Below are 17093 nucleotides of genomic sequence, written 5' to 3'. Positions count from 1 at the left end.
TTACCGGTCCGTGGCGGCCCGGTCCAGTACCTCCCGGGCGCTGCGGGCCACCGCCGCGTCGATCATCCGCCCGTCGGCGGCGACCGCCACCCCCGAGCCGCTCTGCTCGGCGCCCGCCAGCCGGTCGACGATGTCCTGTGCCGCGTCGACCTCCGTCGCCGTCGGCGAGAACACCCGGTTGACGACGGGCACCTGCGCGGGATGGATCGCCGTGCGGCCGCGAAATCCCTGACGCAGCAGCAACCGGCTGGTCGCCTCAAGTCGGTCCGGGTCGCGCAGGGCCGTCTCCGTCGGACCCACCGGCGGGGCGAGACCGACCGCCGCGCAGGCCAGGACGGCGCGTGAGCGAAACGGCCACAGCTCCACCTTGTCCGGACCGGGTTGCAGGCGCAGTTCCGCGGCGAGATCCGCCTCCCCCAGCCCGATGCGCTCGACCCGGGGGGCGGCGGCCACGGCCTCGGCGCGCAGCACCCCACCGGCCGTCTCCAGCAGCGCGAACACCGCGATGCCACCGACCGGGAGGCCACGATCCCGTTCCGCGTCGCCGAGCAGCCGGTGCACCTCGGCCAACAGGTCGACGTCGGCCTTCGGCACGACCACGCCGGTCAGGTGCGGGCCGAGCACCGCGACGATGTCCGCGCTCGGCGTGTCCGCGTTGAGGCGTACCCACCACTGCGGGGCGGCGGGCGCCGACGCCGCGGCGTCGGCGAGGAACGCGCCGACGGTGGCCCGGGCGGTGTCCTTCTTCGCCGGTGCCACCGCGTCCTCCAGATCGAGGATGCAGGCGTCGGCGCCACGGGCCGCCGCACGCGCCACCTTGTCCGGCTGGTCGCCCGGCACGTACAGGTAGCTGCGGGCGGTGGCCCGGGGCTGTCCGACGGCGGTCACGGCCGGGTGGGGCGGGTCAGGTACCGGCCGCGTGGCTGCCCGACCACGGTGCCGTCGCGCAGGATCTGCTCGCCGCGCAGGAACGTGTCGGTGACGCGAGCGGTCAACTCCATGCCCTCGAACGGCGTGTAGTCCTGTGCCGACAGTGACTCGTCGGCGCGTACCGTCCAGGTGTGGTCCGGGTCGACCAGGCAGAAGTCGGCATCCAACCCTTCGGCGATGGCGCCCTTGGTGGCCAGGCCGAATCGGCGGGACGGCGCCCACGAGGTCAGCTCGGCGACACGGGCGTACGACAGGCCCCGCTTGGAGCCTTCGCTGATCAGGCCGGGCAGCAGGTACTCGGCGCCGCCGAAGCCGGATTTGGCGACGAAGATGTCGTCCTTCGGCTCGCCGAACTTGGTCTCGGCGCGGCAGCACGCGTGGTCGCTGACGACCCAGTCGAGATTACCGTCGAGCAGGTAGCCCCACAGCGCCTCCACGTCCTCACGGGGACGCAACGGCGGGTTGACCTTGCCGCCGAGGCCGTACGCGGTGTCGATGTCGGCCAGCAGGTGACCGATGGTCACCTCGCGGCGGAAGTCGACGTGCGGGAACGCCTGGGCCATGCGCATCGCCGCGTCGACCGCCTTGGCCGACGACAGGTGCAGCAGGTTGATGGTGGGCAGGCCGGTCTCGTGCGCGAGGTAGGCGGCGATGCTGATCGCGAGCCCCTCGGAGTGCGGTGGCCGGGAGGCGCTGTACGCCGCCAGCCCGCTCAGCGTGCCGTCCTCCTCGACCAACCGGGTGTACGCCCGCATGATCTCCGCCGTCTCGCAGTGCAGGGACAGCGAGATCTCGTCGGCCAGGTCGGGGAACTGCTCGCGGGCGGCCTGCACACCGCGCATGACGAACTCGAAGTGGGCGTAGTCGTAGCGGGCGTCCGGCGGGATCATGAGGAAGGAGCTCTGGTCGGTTGAGCGCCCGTGCAGCCCGTGGCCACCGTAGAACATGAAGACCTTGAACGAGGTGACGCCGTGGTCGCGGACCAGGTCGGGGATCTCGTCGATGTGCTCGGCGGTCATCGGCGCGACGTGGAAGGCGTAGTCCACGTACGACTTCTGGTCGGTGGCGCTGAGCACCTCCGGGAAGAACTCGCGGTACGGTCCGCCCCGGTTGAGGTAGTACTGGCCGGTCCGGATGTAGTTGATCGCGGAGGTGACACCGCCCTGCGCGCAGGCGCGGCTCTCCGTGCCGGTGTCCTCGGCCAGCGGGTGGTAGATGCCCCAGTGCTGGTGCGCGTCGACGACGCCCGGGAAGGCGAGCTTGCCGCCACCGTCGACGACGGCGTTCGCGCGGGCGGGGTCGATCGACCGGGCGAGGCTCGCCACCCGTCCGTCGCGTACGCCGATGTCCAGCGCCGCAGGCTCGGCCTGGTCGTGCCGCACCACTCTGACGTTCTTCACTACGAGATCGAAAGGTTCCACGATGTGCTCCTGAGGTTGGCGGACAGCGGAGTGGGTGCGGTGTCAGTTGGAGCCGTTGCCGCTGCGGAGTCGGGTCAGTGGGCGCAGCAGGTCGCCGACGTCCGTGACGTCGGCCAGGCCGAGCACGGTGGCCACCACGCGGTCGGCGGTTTCCGGGTCGACCCGCCCGGCGACGTTGTCCCGGAACTTCAACGCCAGTTCGGCGTCGGACAGGGGTCGCTGCGGGCCGCCGCGGTTGGTCAGCACCTCCTCGCGCCACGTCCGTCCGTCGTCGGTGCGTACCGCCACGATGGCCGGGAACTGGTGCGGGAAGATCGTGTTGCACTCGTCGTCGGGGATCACGTCGACGCGGGCCATCAGCGCCCGGCGCTGGGGGTCACGGGCCAACTCGTCGGTGAAGTCCTCCAGCCCGAGCCCCAGCCCGCCGCCGCCGAGCAGGCCGGCGACGACCGCGTACGGCCCGCTGAACTGCGCCTGGTAGCCGGTGTCCGGGGCGCGTTTGGTGGCGATCGGCTCCCCGATGGTGCGGATCACCGCGGCGGGTACCCGCAGTTCGATGTGCTCGATCCGGTCCACGGGCACGCCCTGCGCGCGCAGGGCCAGGCCGGCGTCGATGGCCGCGTGGGTGAAGTGGTTGGCGGGGTACGGCTTGAAGAAGATGTCCGGCACCGCCCACCGCTCGCCGAGCCCGTCGGTGACCTGGTCGTGGTCGGCCTCACCGCGGAGGAAGGCGGTGAAGAAACCGAACCGGCCCTCCAGCACGGTGGGCGGCCCGGTGAAGCCGCGCCGGACCAGGTCGGCGGCGGTGACGGCGCTGTGTGCGGCCCAGCCGCAGTGCAGCCGCTTGACCGTGCCGCCGGTTCGGTTGGCCTCGATCACCCCGGAGGCCATGGAGGCGGTCACTCCGAGCACGTCCAGCAGCCCGTCCTCGTCGAGGCCCAGCAGCATGCCGGCGGCCACGGCGCCGCCCATCGCGCCGCAGATGGAGGTGGCGTGCTGGCCGTGTTCGAAGAACACCGAGTTGTTCAGCACCGGGTCGAAGCCGGCCATCCCCAGCCGTACGGTCACCTCGATGCCGACCGCGACCGCGTTGGTGAGCGCGGCGCCGTCGGCGCCGGCGGCCTGCGCGGCGGCCAGGGCCGCCGGGACCACGGCGGCGCTGGGGTGCAGCACCGAGGGCAGGTGGGTGTCGTCGTAGTCCAGCGAGTGGGCGAGTACGCCGTTGCCGAACGCGGCCTGCGCCGCCGGCACCGCGTCGGGCAGCCCGACGACGTGTGCGTGGGCGCGCCCGCCCTGGTCGGCGACGTAGTCCAACGCGGCGCGGCTGGTCGGCAGCCGGTGCGCGGCCACGCACAGCCCGAGGATGTCGAGCACCCGTTGGCGCACGCTGGTGGCGAGCCGCTCGGGCAGGGGCTCGGCGGCCGTGCGGGCCGCGAAGGCGGCGAGTTGGCGGGCGAGGGTCTGCTCAGCCATTGACGATCACCGCCAGGGGGCGGACCGGCGAGCCGGTGGCGCCGAAGATGGCCAGGGGCGACAGCACGAACAGGAACTCGTGGACACCGTCGGCGGCCAACTCCTCCAGCGCCATCGTCTCGATGATGTAGACGCCGCGTTCGACCAGCAGCACGCGGTGGGCCGGTAGGACGCTGTGCCCGGCGCCCGGTCGTAGGCACTCGAAGGCGATGGTGTCCGCCCCGGCGGCGTGGACGCCCTGGTCGGCGAGCCAGGTGGCGCCGGCCTCGGCGACTCCGGGCACGCCGGTGTCGTGCCCGACGTAGCGGGTGCGGTCCTCGTGGTCGAACAGTGTGCCCCAGCCGCTTCGGACCAGCACCACGTCGCCGGGCCGGACCGGGGTGCCCTGCCGCTCGGCCGCGGCCGACAGGTCCCGCGGTGTGATCTCGTACCCGGGAGCGCAGCCGTCGGGCTGGCCCAGGGCGGCCGGGACGTCGAGCAGCACGCCCCGGCGGACCATCGGGGCGATGGTGTGCGCGCCCAGTTCGGCGTACCGGCCGCCGCGTCCGGCGTCGGCGGCGTCGGAGCCGTCGAACAGCCGCCCGTCCTGGGACACGTGGGAGAAGGCGTCGACGTGGGTGCCGACGTGGGTGCCCATGGTGATGATGTCGTTGGCGGCGGAGCCGCCGTCGGATCGTACGGCGTCGCCGTGCCGGCGGGGCAGGGCATGCCAGAACGGCGGGTGGTTCGGTGACTGTGGCATGCCGATGGTCAGGCGGCGGCCCAGGTCGTAGACCCGGACTCCGGCGTCGACGGCGGCCAGGAGCGCCGCGGTCCCGGTCGCCGGGCTGGTTCCGGCGGTGATGCTCGTTGTGGTCACGACAATCCTTACCCTTCGGTGGTGGCGGCCGTCAGGCCACGATCTGCCGCGAGCGCAGCTCGGCGACGGTGTCGGGGGTGCAGCCGAGCTCGTTGACGAGAAGGTCGTCGGTGTCGGCCCCGAGGGGCCGACCGGTGAAGCGGATCCGACCGGGCGTGTCGGACATGCGCCACAGCACGTTGTGCATCAGCACCTCGCCGAGGTCGGCGTCGGGAACCTTGACCACCATCCCGGCGGCCTGGACGTGTTCGTCGGCGACGATGTCGCGGGCGGTGTAGACGGGCGCGACGGCCGCGCCGGCCTCCTCGAACGCGCGCATGACCTCGTCGCGGGTGCGCTCGGCGATCCACCCGCCCACGTACTCGTCGAGGAGGTCGGCGTGCGCGGCCCGCTGCCGCCCGGAGGCGAACCACGGTTCGTCGATGACCTCGGGGTGCCCGACGAGACGCAGCACCCGCTCGGCGATGGACTGCGCGCTGGTGGACACCGCCACCCAGTCGCCGTCTCTGGTGCGGTACGTGTTGCGCGGGGAGTTGTTCGTGGACCGGTTCCCGTGCCGGTGCTCGACCACGCCGAGTTGGTCGTACACCGTGGGTCCGGGACCGACCGCCATCATGATCGGCTCCAGCAGGCTCATGTCGACGACCTGGCCCTTACCGCCGTTGCGGTCGCGGGCCCACAGCGCCACCATCGTGGCCGAGGAGGCGGCGATGCCGCAGATGCTGTCCGCCAGGCCGAACGCCGGCAGTGTCGGCGGGCCGTCCTCGGCGCCGGTCAGGTGGGCGAAGCCGCTCATCGCCTCGGCGAGCGTGCCGAAGCCGGGTCGGTGCGCGTAGGGGCCCTGCTGGCCGAAGCCGGAGATGCGGACGACGACGAGGCCGGGGTTGATCTCCTGTAGGTGTTCCGGGCCGATCCCCCACCGTTCCAGGGTGCCGGGGCGGAAGTTCTCCACGAGCACGTCGGCGGTGGCGACCAGGCGCCGCAGCAGGTCGGCGCCCTCCGGTGTGGACAGCTTGAGGCCGACCGTCCGCTTGTTACGGGAGATCTCCTTCCACCACAGCGGTACGCCGTCCTTGGCGTGGCCGTGTCCGCGCATGCTGTCTCCGGCGACGGGGTGTTCGATCTTGATGACGTCGGCACCGAAGTCGCCGAGGATCTGGCAGCACAGCGGTCCGGCCAGGATCGTCGAGGCGTCGATGACGCGGAGTCCGGTCAACGGTCCGTCGTGCACTGGGCCTCCCCTATTCGGTTCGTTCGCATCAAGCGAACAGTGTTTCGCTCAGCAGAATAGACGTTCATCTGGTTCGGGGTCAACGGGATGCCGGCGATCCCCGCCGCGCACGCCCGGTCGCCGACCGGGGCCGGGTCAGCCCGCCGCGCAGCACCACGGCGGCGGCCAGCGCCGCCGCCGCCGCGACGAACGCGCCGGTACGCGCGGAGAACGTGTCACCCAGCCAGCCGTGCAGCATCGCGGCACCCGGCCGGATACCGAGGAAGCACATCGACCACAGCGCCATCACCCGGCCGCGCACCGCGTCGGCCAGTCCCTGCTGCATGGTGGCGTTGACGTCGCTCACGGCGAGCAGGTAGCCGGCTCCACCGACGGCGATGCCGACGGTGGCCACCACCGGCCCGGGACTCACCGCCAGCACCACCATCCCGGCACCCAGCGCGGCCACACCCAGAGCCCCCGTCCGGCCGCTGCCCACCGTCCGCCGCAGCTTGCCGACCCAGCCGGCGATCAACGCCGAGCCGACCCCGAAGAACGTGATGAAGACGCCCACCATCAGGTCGCCGCCGCCGAAGCCCTCGGCGAACAGTGGGGACAGCGTGTTGATCGGCTCCATCGCCAGCCCGATCAGGGCCACGGCGACCAGGCAGCGCACCAGTTCGGGGCGGTGACGCACGTAGGCGACGCCGCCGAACACGCCCAGCCGGCCGCGCGCTGGGGTCCCGTCGCCCGACCGGGGCAGCCGTACACCGGTCAGCGCCAGGGCGAACACCAGAAAACTGGCGGCGTTGACGGCGAACGCCGTGCCGGCGCCGGCCACCGCGTAGGTGGCCGCCCCGGCGATCGGGCCGATGGCGCGGGACAGGTTGAAGGTGAGCGAGTGCAGGGCGATCGCCTGGGGGACGTCGGCCCGTCCGACGATGTTGGGCACCAGCGCCTGCGCGGCCGGGCCGGTGATCGCCTGGCCGACCCCGGACAGTCCGATGAAGGTGAGCAGGAGCCCGGGGTTCAACGCGTCCAGGAACGCCAGCACCGCCAGAACAGCCGCGGCGGCGCCGCCCAGCGTCTGCCCCACGATGATGAGCAGCCGCCGGTCGGCGCGGTCGGCCAGCGCCCCGATCACCGGGGCGAGGACCAACTGCATGGCGAACTGCAGGGCGGTGACCAGACCCACCATGAACGCCGAGCGGGTCAGCGCGTAGATGGTCAGGATCGCCGCGACGTTCTGGAACCACGTGCCGGTGTTGGACGCCAGCGACCCGAAGAAGTACGGGCCGAAGCGGCGGTCCCGCAGCAACGCGAGACCGCCGCGTCCCATCTCGGCGGCGGGCGCGTCGACCGGTGCACCGGGCGGGCTGTCAGCCTGCCGCACCCGCGCCTCCCATTCCGTACCCCTGCGGGGTGCCGCTGGTCAGCGAGGTCCACACCGACCTCGGGCGCAGGTAGAGCCGGGCCGCCTCGGTGCCGTTCTCCCGGCCGTAGCCGGACAGGCCGACGCCGCCGAACGGCACCAGGTCGGACAGCACCCGGTAGGTGTTGATCCACACCGTGCCCGCCCGTACCTGCCCGGCGAACCGGTGGGCCCGGGCGATGTCGGCGGTCCAGACGCCCGCCGCGAGGCCGAACTCGGTGTCGTTGGCCAGCCGCAGGGCCTCGGCGTCGTCGCGGAACGACGACACCGCCAGCACCGGCCCGAAGACCTCCTCGCGCAGCAGGCGGGCGTCGTCGTCGAGTCGGTCGAACACCGTCGGCGGTACGTAGAAGCCGTTACGCAGCCGCTCGTCGTCGGGCAGCGCGGCCTGCGCGACCAGTCGGCCGGCCGCGGTGGACTCGGCGATGAACTCCACCGTCTTGTCCCGCTGGGCAGCGGTGATCTGCGGACCCAGATCCGTCTGCTCGTCGAACGGGTCGCCCACCCGCAGCGACCGCACCCGCTCGGCCACCCGGTCGAGAACCTCGTCGTAGATGGACTCGTGCAGGACCAGCCGTGAACCGGCGATGCACATCTGGCCGCAGGAGGCGAAGACGCCCAGCACCACGGCGTCGACCGCCCGATCCAGGTCGGCGTCGGGGAAGAGGACCTGCGGCGACTTGCCGCCCAACTCCAGCGCCACCGGGGTGAGGTTGGCCGCCGCCGAACGGGCGATCGCCTTTCCGGTGTCGTGGTGCCCGGTGAACACGATCAGGTCGACGTCCGGGTGTGACACCAGGGCGGCGCCCGTCTCCCGGCCGCCCGGCAGCACCCGCACCAGGCCGTCCGGCACGCCCGCCTCGGCCAGCAGCTCGCCCAGGCGCAGGGCGGTCAACGGCGTCTCCTCGGCCGGTTTGAGCACGCAGGCGTTGCCGAAGGCGAGCGCCGGCGCGATCTTCTTGGCGGCGAAGAAGAACGGCACGTTCCACGGGATGACGCCGGCGACGACGCCGTGCGGCTCGGGCACCGTGTAGGTGTGGTACTCCGGTCCGACCGGGATGGTCTCGCCGCGTACCTGGTCCGCCCAGCCCGCGTAGTAGCGGAAGCTGCCCGCCGCTCGGCGTACCTCGCGCCGCGTGTCACTGAGGATCTTGCCGGTGTTGCGGGTCTCGGTCTCGGCCAGCTCCTCGACCCTGGCCTCGATGAGGTCGGCGACCGCGTGCAGGATCCGGCCACGGTCGCTGCCGGTGCGCCGGGCCCACGCCGGTTGGGCGGCGCGTGCCGCCCGGACGGCGGCGTCCACCTCGGCCGGCGAGGCGGGTGCGACGCGGGTCAGGACCCGGGCGTCGATAGGCGAGACGACATCAGCCATCGGTGTTCCCTTCGTCGTGAACCGGGCGCGCCCGGCGATCCGGATCCATCGACCCGGTGAGGTGTTCGGGCACCCACACGTCCAGCACGGCCGGCACACGGTCACGCGCGACCGCGGTCCGGGCCCGGTCCAGGGCCCCGGCCAGGTCCGCCGCCCGGACCACCCGCTCCCCGTAGCAGCCCTGCGAGCGGGCGTGCCCGGCGAAGTCCGGCGACGGGGTGAGGTGGCCGCCGATCACCGTGGGTTCGGTGACGGCCAGGCCGTCCGGGTAGTGCGCGGCCAGCGTGGTCGTGCCGGTGCGGTAGCCGCCGTTGTTGACCACCACGGTGACCACCGGGGCGTCGTGCTGCTGCTGCAACCACAGGCACGAGTCCGGCGAGCCGAACAGGTACGAACCGTCCCCGGTCACCGCGACCGCGTGTGCGCCGCCGGCGGCCATGCTGGCGCCGGTCGCCGCCGCCACCGACCAGCCGAGGCTGGAGCCGCCCTTCTCGAAGAGGGTGCCCGGCTTCGTGCGGCTGACCGTCGAGGTGTCGAACACCTCCCACGTCAGCAGGTCGTCGGGACGCAGGTGCCCGTCCAGCGCCGCGGCGATGAGTGCGGGGGTGGGTACGCCGGAGACCGGCGTACCGCCGGAGCCGGCCCTCGCCGCAGCGGAGGCCGGCCGTTGCCGGCGTCGACGGACGGTGTCCGCGTCGCCCGGCCCGGCCGCGCCGACCTCGGCGAGTACGGCCGCGAGGAACGCCGCCGGGTCGGCGGTGGTACGGGCGTCGGCGCGCAGCTCGTACAGCGGAACGCGACTCTCGATCGGGTCGGGTCCCGCCCAGCCGATCCACGCGTCGTCGCGTGGCCGTTCCAACGCGGGCATCCAGGGCACGGGGTGGTCCAGCACGACGACGACATCGAACTGGTCCAGCGGCGCCGTCGTGTGCCAGGGGTTGTCGTCGGGCAGGTTCATCCGGTAGCGGGAGGCGCGCACCTCCACGCCGAGGGTGTCGGCCAACTCGGCCAGCAACGTCACGGCCCGCGGGTTCACGCCGATCCGGTCGGTGACGATGACCGGCCGCCGGGCGGTCGTCAGGCGGCGGGCCACCTCGCTGACCACGCCGGGGTCGCCGGGGCCGAGGACCGGAATGCCGAGCATCTGGGCGCTGGGGACCGGGCCGCTGGTCGCGACCGGGTGCCGGCCCACCTCCTCGGGCATCGCCAGGTAGACGGGGCCTCGCCGGGGAGCGAGCGCGACCTGCAGGCCACGCGCCACGACCAGGCCGGCGTCGTCCAGGGCGGACAGCTTGTAGTCCCACTTGACGTACTGCCGGACGATCGAGCCCTGGTCCCAGCGCTGCTGCTTCCAGAAGACCGGCGAGGTGCGCGACTCCGCCCGGGTGGGCGGGTAGCCCGACATGATCATGATGGGGTGGTCGCCCCACATGGCGTTGTGGATGGCGCCGCCGTGGTGCAACAGGCCGAGGTCGGCGTGGGCCGCTGTCATGGCGGGCCGACCGGAGACCATGGTCTCGCCCATCGCCGCGGTGAGCGCCACGTGCTCGTGCGGGCAGGTGATGACCTCGGGGGTCGGCTCGCCCCGGTGTCGGGCCTGCGCGCTGGCCTCCTGGAACGAGGTCAGCTCGGAGCCGCTGTTGAACCACAGCCGCTGCACGCCGCTGGCGGCGGCCGCCGCCAGCACCGCGGAGGCGGCGCTGTCGGCGGCCGGCCCGGCCGTCACAGGTTCCTCGCGCGCTCTAGGTAGTCCGGGTTGATCAGTTTCTCGATCGGTGCCGCGGACTTGACCAGCTTCGCCTTGATGAGACTCTCCTGACCATTGAGCCAGGTCTGGTCGTTCATCTGCAGGGCCTTGTCCGGACCGGCCGCCAGCCAGCTCTCCACCAGCAGCGGCAACTCGGTGCGCGCCTGGGCCGGGTCGGCCTCCGGGTTGTACTTGCGCAGGTCGTTGATGACCTGGTCCCAGTTCTCCTCCTTGCTGGCGTAGTCGATGGCCTTGAGCACACCGGCGAGGAACTTCACCGGCATGTCGCTGCCCGACTCCACCATCTTCGAACTGGTGTTGTACGAGTCCGACGGCATCGGTGCGAAGTCGTCGGTGTTGAAGAAGACCACCTCACCGACCTCCTTCTGGATGGTGGCCCGGTCGGTGTTGACGCAGACCCAGGCATTGACATCACCCTTGCGGGCCAGCTCGTAGGCGGCGGTGCCGACACCGGTGACCGGACGCTTCACCGACTTGGGGTTGACACCCGCATTGATCAGCATCACGTCGAGCAGGTTCTCGGTGGCGCCACCGGTGGACACGATGCCGCAGGTGCGTCCCGCCAGCTCCGCCGGATTGCGGATCGGGCTGTTCGGCAGGGACACCACCTCGAACTGCGACTTCTGCCGCACGCTGGCGATGCTGATGAACGGCGCCTGCTCGTTGGCAACCGCGATGATCGCGTTGATGCCGTTGGCCCGGGTCAGGTCGGCCGAACCACCGAGCACCGCCTGGATGGCAGTGGCGGTGCCCTGTCCACCCTTGATGTCCAGGTTCAGGCCGTACTCGGCGAAGAATCCGCGCTCCTTGGCGACCATCGTCTCCACGAAGCTCAGCGTCATGCCGGATGCGGTCATGTACGAGCCGGAGATGCTGCCGTCGGCGTTGACCTTGTTGTCGTCGCCGCCGCAGCCGGCGAGCAGCAGGGTCATGCCGCCGGCGCTGGGCAGCAGGAGCCCTGCGGTGGTGCCGGCCCGGAGGAACGAGCGCCGCGAGACCGGCGCGCCGGTGGAACGGTCATATTTCATGAAAATCTCCCGATGCCGAGGAAGTGATTGGGGGATGTACGACGGATCGAGGCAAGGAGATGCCTGCCCGCGCCGCGTCGCGGCGCCGACCATGGTTCGGGGGTGGGGATGTGAGGGCGTGGCCCGTCAGGGCGTGCGTCGTGGCTGCACGGACTCGTGCCAGGGGATCAGGAGCCGGCGGGCGCCGGTCACGACGCTGTAGAGGGTGAAGCCGAACAGCGCCATGATCAGGATCGCGCCGAACAGTTTGTCGACCTGGAGGCCGTTCTGCAGGTTGACCGCGTACCGGCCGAGGCCCTTGTCGCCGCCGAGGTACTCGCCGACGATCGCGCCGATGGTCGCCTGGACGACCGCCAGCTCCATGCCGGCCAGGATGAACGGCGCCGTGTACGGCAGGTCGGCCCTCCAGAAACGCTCCCAGCGCGATGCCTTCAGCGTCGTCATCAGGTCGTGCATGGAGCTTGGCACCGAACGGATGCCGAACGAGGTGTTGACCAGCAGGGGGAAGAAGGCCAGCAACGCCGCCATGACCACCTTCGACGACGGTCCGAAGCCGAGCCAGAGGATGAACAGCGGCACCAGCGCGACCTTCGGCACCACCTGGGTGGCGACGATGAACGGTCGGGCGATCCGGTCGAACAGCGGCGACTTGCCGATCATCAGGCCGAGCCCCACGCCCAGAACGATCGCCAGCGCCAGGCCCATCATGACCTCGTAGAAGGTCGTCCAGATGTGGGTCTGCCACACGAACGGGTCGGTGATCTGCTCGACGAAGGACTTGAACACCGCCTCCGGCGCCGGCAACACGAACCGGGACAGGTCCGTGACCTCGACGTAGACCTTCCAGGCCAGGAGGAACAACGCGATCAGCAGAGGGCTGGTGTAGAAGGACAGCCAGCGGTTGTTGCGCAGTCGCTGCGACCAGCTCGGCGGCGGGGGACGCAGCGGTTGTCCAGAAGACGACGTCGGCGCCGGGGGGCGCCGTTCAGTAGTGGTCACGTGCGACACCTCAAGTGCTGGTCAGGCCGAGACGGCAGGTTGGACGTCGCTTTCCTGCACCTCGCCGATCTGGCGGCGCAGCTCGGCGGCGAGGGAGCGGAACTCGGCGGACTCGGTCATGGCGATGGTGCGCGGCCGGGGCAGCGTCACCTCGGTGATGGAGTGGATGTGGCCGGGCTTGGTCCCCAGCATCACGATGCGGTCGGCCAGGAACACGGCCTCGGAGACGGAGTGCGTCACGAAGACGACCGTCTTGCGGTTCTCCAGCCAGATGCGCTGCAACTCCGCGTTCATCATGTCGCGGGTCTGCGCGTCCAGGGCGCCGAAGGGCTCGTCCATGAGCAGCACCTGCGGGTCGTGCGCCAACGCCCTGGCGATGGAGACTCGCTGCCGCATGCCGCCCGACAGCTGGTGCGGGAACTTGTTCTCCGCCTCGGGAAGCCCGACGAGGGCCAGCATCTCGCGGACCTTGGCCGTGCGCTCCCGCCGGCCGACGCCGGCCATCTCCAGCGGCAGGGCGACGTTGGCGCCCGTCGACCGCCAGGGCATCAGCGTGGCCTCCTGGAAGACGAAACCCAACGGCCGGTCCGCGTCGTCGTCCCGCACGCCGTGGTCGAGTCGGACCCGCCCCACGGTCGGGCTCTCCAACTGGCCGATGATCCGTAGCAGTGTCGTCTTGCCGCACCCGGACGGACCGAGCAGCACGACGAACTCGCCGTCGGCGATGTCGAGCGAGACGTCGCTCAGCGCGAGCATCGACTGCCCGCCGGCGCCGGCGAAGACCTTGCTGACGCCCTCCACTTTGATCGCACTCATGTGGCTACCCCTGTCACCGACCGACCCGCGATTCACGCGGGATTGTTCGCTTGTGCAGTACGCCGTTCTGTTGGAGGGAACGTAAGCTATGTTCGGCGGCAAGGTCAATGGTTCGCAGGGGCCGACTCGATACCACTAGTTCCCTACCAATCCCCCAACTCCGGAGGAACTGCCATGGAACACCCTCCGCAGCGGACAGCGGTGCTGGTCATCGACATGCAGAACGACTTCTGCGCACCCACCGGCGCCATGGCGAAGCTCGGCGCCGACGTCCGCGTCAACACCGAGCTGGCCCGCCGGTTGCCGAGCTTCCTCGACCGGGCACGGGCCGCCGGTTGCCTGGTCATCTGGGTACGTCAGGCCGCCCACGAACAGCTCGTGTCACCGGCCAGGCGGGCGCGCGCCGAGGCGATGGGCCGTAGCCCGCTCAGCGTCTGCCCCGCGGGTTCCTGGGGCGCCGAGCTCGCCGACGGGCTGCGGCCCGAGGCGGGCGACTGCCACCTGGAGAAGACGCGCTACAGCGCCTTCGTCGGCACGCCCCTGCACAATCTGCTCCGCGCGCACGGACGCGACCACGTGGTGGTGGTCGGGACAGCCGCCAACGTCTGCGTGGACTCCACCATCCGTGACGCGTACATGGCGGACCTGGCCGCCACGATGCCGACCGACCTGGTCGGTTGGACTCGCGCGGACCTCGCCGAGCCGGCGATCCGCAATCTGGGGTTCTACTTCTGCGAGGCCAGGACCTCGGTCGAACTGGTCGCGGACTGGGCCGCGGCGACCCGGGTCGTCTGACGCCGGGCCGGCCGCTTCCGCTCCGCGGGCCCCTGGTCCGCCTCGGCCGGGGCGGGCTGGTAGCCCAGCTCGGCGCTGACCTGGCGGGCGGCGTCGGCCACCAGGTCGCCGTACTCGGCCAGCAGCTGCGATGAGAAGCGGTCCTGTGGGCCACACAGCGACAGCGACCCGTAGACCTCGCCGGAGGCGAGCCGGATGGGCGCCGCCACGCTCGCCGCACCGGCCTGACGTTCGCCCCGGCTCACCGCGTAGCCCTGCTGTCGGATTGCCCGCAGGTCGGTCCAGAGCTGCTCGACCGACGTGATGGTTGCCGGCGTGACCGAGACCAGCTCGTGGGTGGCGAGGTATTCGGCGATCTCGGCGTCCGGCAGCGCCGACAGGATCGCCTTGGACGACGAGCCGGCGACCAGCGAGTGCCGGGAGCCGAGCGTGACGGACATCCGGATCTCGTGCGGCGAGAGCACCTGGTCGGTGTAGACCCGCACCCAGCCCTGCCGCATCGACAACGTCGCGGTCTCCCCGGTGGCCTCCACCAGCTGCCGCATGTGCCGGTTCGTGATCGCCTGGACGTCGATGGCGCGCAGTGCGGCCAGGCCGACCGCCAGGGCGCCCGGCCCGAGCCGATACCGTCGGGTGTCCTCGTCGAACGTGACGAACTGGTTGGCCGTCAGCTCCTTGAGGATGCGGTGGGCCACCGCCTTGGGCAGGTTCAGCTCGCGCGCGACAGTGGACACCCCGATCATCTCGGGGCTGCGTTCGGCGAGCAGGTCGATCACGGCGAGCGCGCGACCCAGGCCGCTCGTCGTGTAGCGATGGCCGTCCTCTGACTCAGTCACCGGCACCGCTGATCCCATTCGATCACCTCTCGTACGTGCGATTCCCGCACGCCAGCGAACGGCCCGATCTGGCTTTGGTCGATGCCCGGCGCCTAATGCTGGATCCCGAGCATACTGACACGCCGCAGGTACTTTCGGGCATCCTCGGGGTTCTCGGCGAGTGCTCGCAGGCGGCTCAGCCGTTCTCGACGCCCCGCCACCTCGACCCCGTCTGCCGAGGTGCGATTCTCCGTCGTGGTCGGCTGGACGAAACGCTCGGCGACGGAACGGCGACGCTGCGCGTATTCGGTGGTGGCCGCGTCCTGGTCACGCTCGGCCAACGCGGCGGCGACCGCCATCGCGTCGTGGATTCCCGAGTTCAGACCCATGCCCCCGGTGGTGCTGCTCAGGTGGGCGGCGTCGCCGGCCAGCAGCACCCGGCCGATCCGGAAGGAGGCCGCGAGCCGTTGGTGGCTGCGGTACAGCTGGTGCTGGCTGAGCGGCAGCTCGCGGGCGTCGGGCCGACCGCCCAGCAGGAGCTTCACGGCGTCCAGGAAGGCCGGGTGGGTTCCCACCGGGGGTTCGTCGTCGACCCCGGTCGGCGTCGACAGCGCCGCGCGCCAGATGTCCGGTGTCTTGATCAGCGAGAAGCGGCCCTGCGGGCCGGACCAGTATCCGACCGCGCCAAGATCGGGCACCGCGTCCTCGAAGCGGAACGGCGTGGCCACCACCAGGCTCAGAGACGGGTAGGTGAAGCCGGGGAACGGGACGTCGAGCAGCTTGCGGGCGGTGCTGTGTGCGCCGTCGGCGGCCACCGCCCAACGACAGGTCACCACGGCCCCGGCGCCGTCGACCGCGACGTCCAACTCGACGCCGGTGTCGTTCTGGCGCAGGCCGACCACGTCGTGCCCGAACCGCATGTCCACGTTCGGCGTCTCCGCGACCGCGCGGCGCAGCAGCCGGATCAGCTTGTACTGCTCGTACTGCAGTCGGAAGGGATACCGGGTCTCGCCCTCCAGGACCTCGTAGGAGAAGCAGGCGGACTCGGTCAGCTCAAGGTCGCGGTAGTCCAGCCGGTGCACCCGGACCGCGTCCTTGAGCAGTGGGGCGGCCAGGTCGAGCTCGTCGAGCAACTCGGTCGTCGGCGGGTGCACGGTCGAGCCCCGCCATTCCGACTGCACCTCGTCGTGGCCGCGTTCGAGAACGATCACCGGAATGTCGCGTCGAGCCAGGGCGAGGGCCGTCACCATGCCGACCGGTCCACCGCCGAGGACGACGACCGGTGCGTGCACGGCGGAACTGGGAGACGCCACGTTCACTCCTTCCCGCCGGCGAGGCCGCCGACGATTCCGGGCATGGGGGGCTGAGCAAGGGTGGCGGCCAGATGTCGCAGCGCCGGGCTGTGTGACTCGCCCGCCAGGTGCTGGATACCGGCGATCTCCAGCAACTTCCAGGCGCCCGCCAGGTTCGAGGAGAGCACCGGCACGGGTGCCTCCGGCACAACCTCATCGAGTACGTCCAGGCTGGGCGCGCCCGTTCCGGTCAGCAGCACCGCATGCCCGGGCGGGAAACCGTCGGCCAGCGCCCGCAGCACCTGGTGCACGGTGTCCCGCACGGTGGTCGAGGCGAGGTCGTAGATGGCGCCCGTGCCGGGCACCGGCACCGGCGTGCCGACACCACGGCCGGTCGCCCGCCAGAACGCCGCCGCCTGCTCGGTGAGCCAGTCCGGGTACGGCGAGACCAGGGTCAGTGACCGCACTCCGAGGCGGTCGAGCACCTGGCGTACCGCGCTCGCGGCGCCGAACACCGGCGCGCCGAGTCGCTCGGTCGCCGCCTCGTCGGTGCGGTTCACGTCGGTCTGCCCCGGCCGGTAGTAGCAGCCGGTACAGGCGACGTAGCTGGCCCGCAGCTCCAGGCCGCGCAGCGTGGCGACGGTGCCCGGCAACAGGTCGGCGTAGCGATCCAGCCGCTGCGCGAGCGAACCGTCCACGACCGGCAGGCGGGCGACGTGATAGCGGACGCGCGGCGGCAGGAGGCGGCGAAGCTCGGGCTCAACCGTGGGGTTGGCCGGTGGGACAATGATGCCCAGAGGTGCCTCGACCATTCGATACCGCCAAATCGTTCGACTGAGCCGTACGCCGTTCAACGTACTGGAACGATAGGGGCTGCGGTAGG

At 71.4% G+C, this 17093-nt stretch carries 15 protein-coding genes; 1 reads left to right on the top strand and 14 read right to left on the bottom strand.

Features of this window, described 5'->3' with window-relative positions; all coding sequences use genetic code 11:
* From ABZT18_RS19915 to ABZT18_RS19865, 11 genes are all read right to left on the bottom strand, one after another.
* Complete coding sequence (locus tag ABZT18_RS19915) at nucleotides 1-888, bottom strand: CoA ester lyase (protein ID WP_354996447.1); 888 nt, start codon at nucleotides 886-888, stop codon at nucleotides 1-3.
* Entirely contained in the window at nucleotides 885-2330 is a 1446-nt protein-coding gene (locus ABZT18_RS19910; protein ID WP_354996446.1) for a dihydroorotase family protein, read from the bottom strand. Before ABZT18_RS19910 ends, ABZT18_RS19915 begins: the two co-directional genes overlap by 4 nt.
* A gap of 63 nt (nucleotides 2331-2393) precedes the next feature.
* On the bottom strand, nucleotides 2394-3824 hold the full coding sequence (locus ABZT18_RS19905; protein WP_354996445.1) for an MmgE/PrpD family protein: 1431 nt from the start codon (nucleotides 3822-3824) through the stop codon (nucleotides 2394-2396).
* Nucleotides 3817-4683 (bottom strand): cyclase family protein, encoded by an 867-nt coding sequence (locus ABZT18_RS19900; RefSeq protein WP_354996444.1) that lies wholly within the window; start codon nucleotides 4681-4683, stop codon nucleotides 3817-3819. The genes ABZT18_RS19905 and ABZT18_RS19900 overlap by 8 nt, the downstream gene beginning before the upstream one ends.
* 31 nt (nucleotides 4684-4714) lie before the next feature.
* Nucleotides 4715-5914, bottom strand: a complete 1200-nt coding sequence (locus ABZT18_RS19895) for a CoA transferase (protein WP_354996443.1) — start codon at nucleotides 5912-5914, stop codon at nucleotides 4715-4717.
* Nucleotides 5915-5993: 79 nt separating this feature from the next.
* Entirely contained in the window at nucleotides 5994-7286 is a 1293-nt protein-coding gene (locus ABZT18_RS19890) for an MFS transporter (RefSeq protein ID WP_354996442.1), read from the bottom strand.
* Nucleotides 7273-8697 (bottom strand): aldehyde dehydrogenase family protein, encoded by a 1425-nt coding sequence (locus ABZT18_RS19885; RefSeq protein ID WP_354996441.1) that lies wholly within the window; start codon nucleotides 8695-8697, stop codon nucleotides 7273-7275. The genes ABZT18_RS19890 and ABZT18_RS19885 overlap by 14 nt, the downstream gene beginning before the upstream one ends.
* A complete protein-coding gene (locus tag ABZT18_RS19880) occupies nucleotides 8690-10423 on the bottom strand; it encodes a thiamine pyrophosphate-dependent enzyme (RefSeq protein ID WP_354996440.1) in 1734 nt (577 codons plus the stop codon). Before ABZT18_RS19880 ends, ABZT18_RS19885 begins: the two co-directional genes overlap by 8 nt.
* Nucleotides 10420-11493: an ABC transporter substrate-binding protein gene (locus ABZT18_RS19875; protein WP_354996439.1), complete on the bottom strand. Its 1074-nt coding sequence runs from the start codon at nucleotides 11491-11493 to the stop codon at nucleotides 10420-10422. Before ABZT18_RS19875 ends, ABZT18_RS19880 begins: the two co-directional genes overlap by 4 nt.
* A 126-nt stretch (nucleotides 11494-11619) precedes the next feature.
* The gene (locus ABZT18_RS19870; RefSeq protein ID WP_354996438.1) at nucleotides 11620-12492 is read right to left on the bottom strand and encodes an ABC transporter permease; all 873 of its coding nucleotides are present in this window, start codon (nucleotides 12490-12492) and stop codon (nucleotides 11620-11622) included.
* Nucleotides 12493-12513: 21 nt separating this feature from the next.
* Nucleotides 12514-13308, bottom strand: a complete 795-nt coding sequence (locus ABZT18_RS19865) for an ABC transporter ATP-binding protein (protein ID WP_354996437.1) — start codon at nucleotides 13306-13308, stop codon at nucleotides 12514-12516.
* A 174-nt stretch (nucleotides 13309-13482) separates the two neighbouring features.
* Here ABZT18_RS19865 and ABZT18_RS19860 point away from each other — a divergent pair, with 174 nt between their 5' ends.
* Nucleotides 13483-14103: an isochorismatase family cysteine hydrolase gene (locus ABZT18_RS19860; protein WP_354996436.1), complete on the top strand. Its 621-nt coding sequence runs from the start codon at nucleotides 13483-13485 to the stop codon at nucleotides 14101-14103.
* Here ABZT18_RS19860 and ABZT18_RS19855 read toward each other — a convergent pair.
* From ABZT18_RS19855 to ABZT18_RS19845, 3 genes are all read right to left on the bottom strand, one after another.
* On the bottom strand, nucleotides 14034-14939 hold the full coding sequence (locus ABZT18_RS19855; protein ID WP_354996435.1) for an IclR family transcriptional regulator: 906 nt from the start codon (nucleotides 14937-14939) through the stop codon (nucleotides 14034-14036). The genes ABZT18_RS19860 and ABZT18_RS19855 overlap by 70 nt on opposite strands.
* Nucleotides 14940-15031: 92 nt before the next feature.
* Nucleotides 15032-16231 carry an NAD(P)/FAD-dependent oxidoreductase gene (locus ABZT18_RS19850; RefSeq protein WP_354996434.1) on the bottom strand — a complete coding sequence of 400 codons (1200 nt, stop codon included), beginning with the start codon at nucleotides 16229-16231 and terminating at the stop codon, nucleotides 15032-15034.
* A 2-nt stretch (nucleotides 16232-16233) separates the two neighbouring features.
* Nucleotides 16234-17022: a hypothetical protein gene (locus ABZT18_RS19845; protein ID WP_354996433.1), complete on the bottom strand. Its 789-nt coding sequence runs from the start codon at nucleotides 17020-17022 to the stop codon at nucleotides 16234-16236.
* Nucleotides 17023-17093 lie beyond the last annotated feature (71 nt).

Source organism: Micromonospora sp. NPDC005291, assembly GCF_040607415.1.
Taxonomy (GTDB): domain Bacteria; phylum Actinomycetota; class Actinomycetes; order Mycobacteriales; family Micromonosporaceae; genus Micromonospora.
The sequence above is the reverse complement of the archived record's forward strand: the minus strand, read 5'-3'. Positions and strand labels throughout refer to the sequence as shown.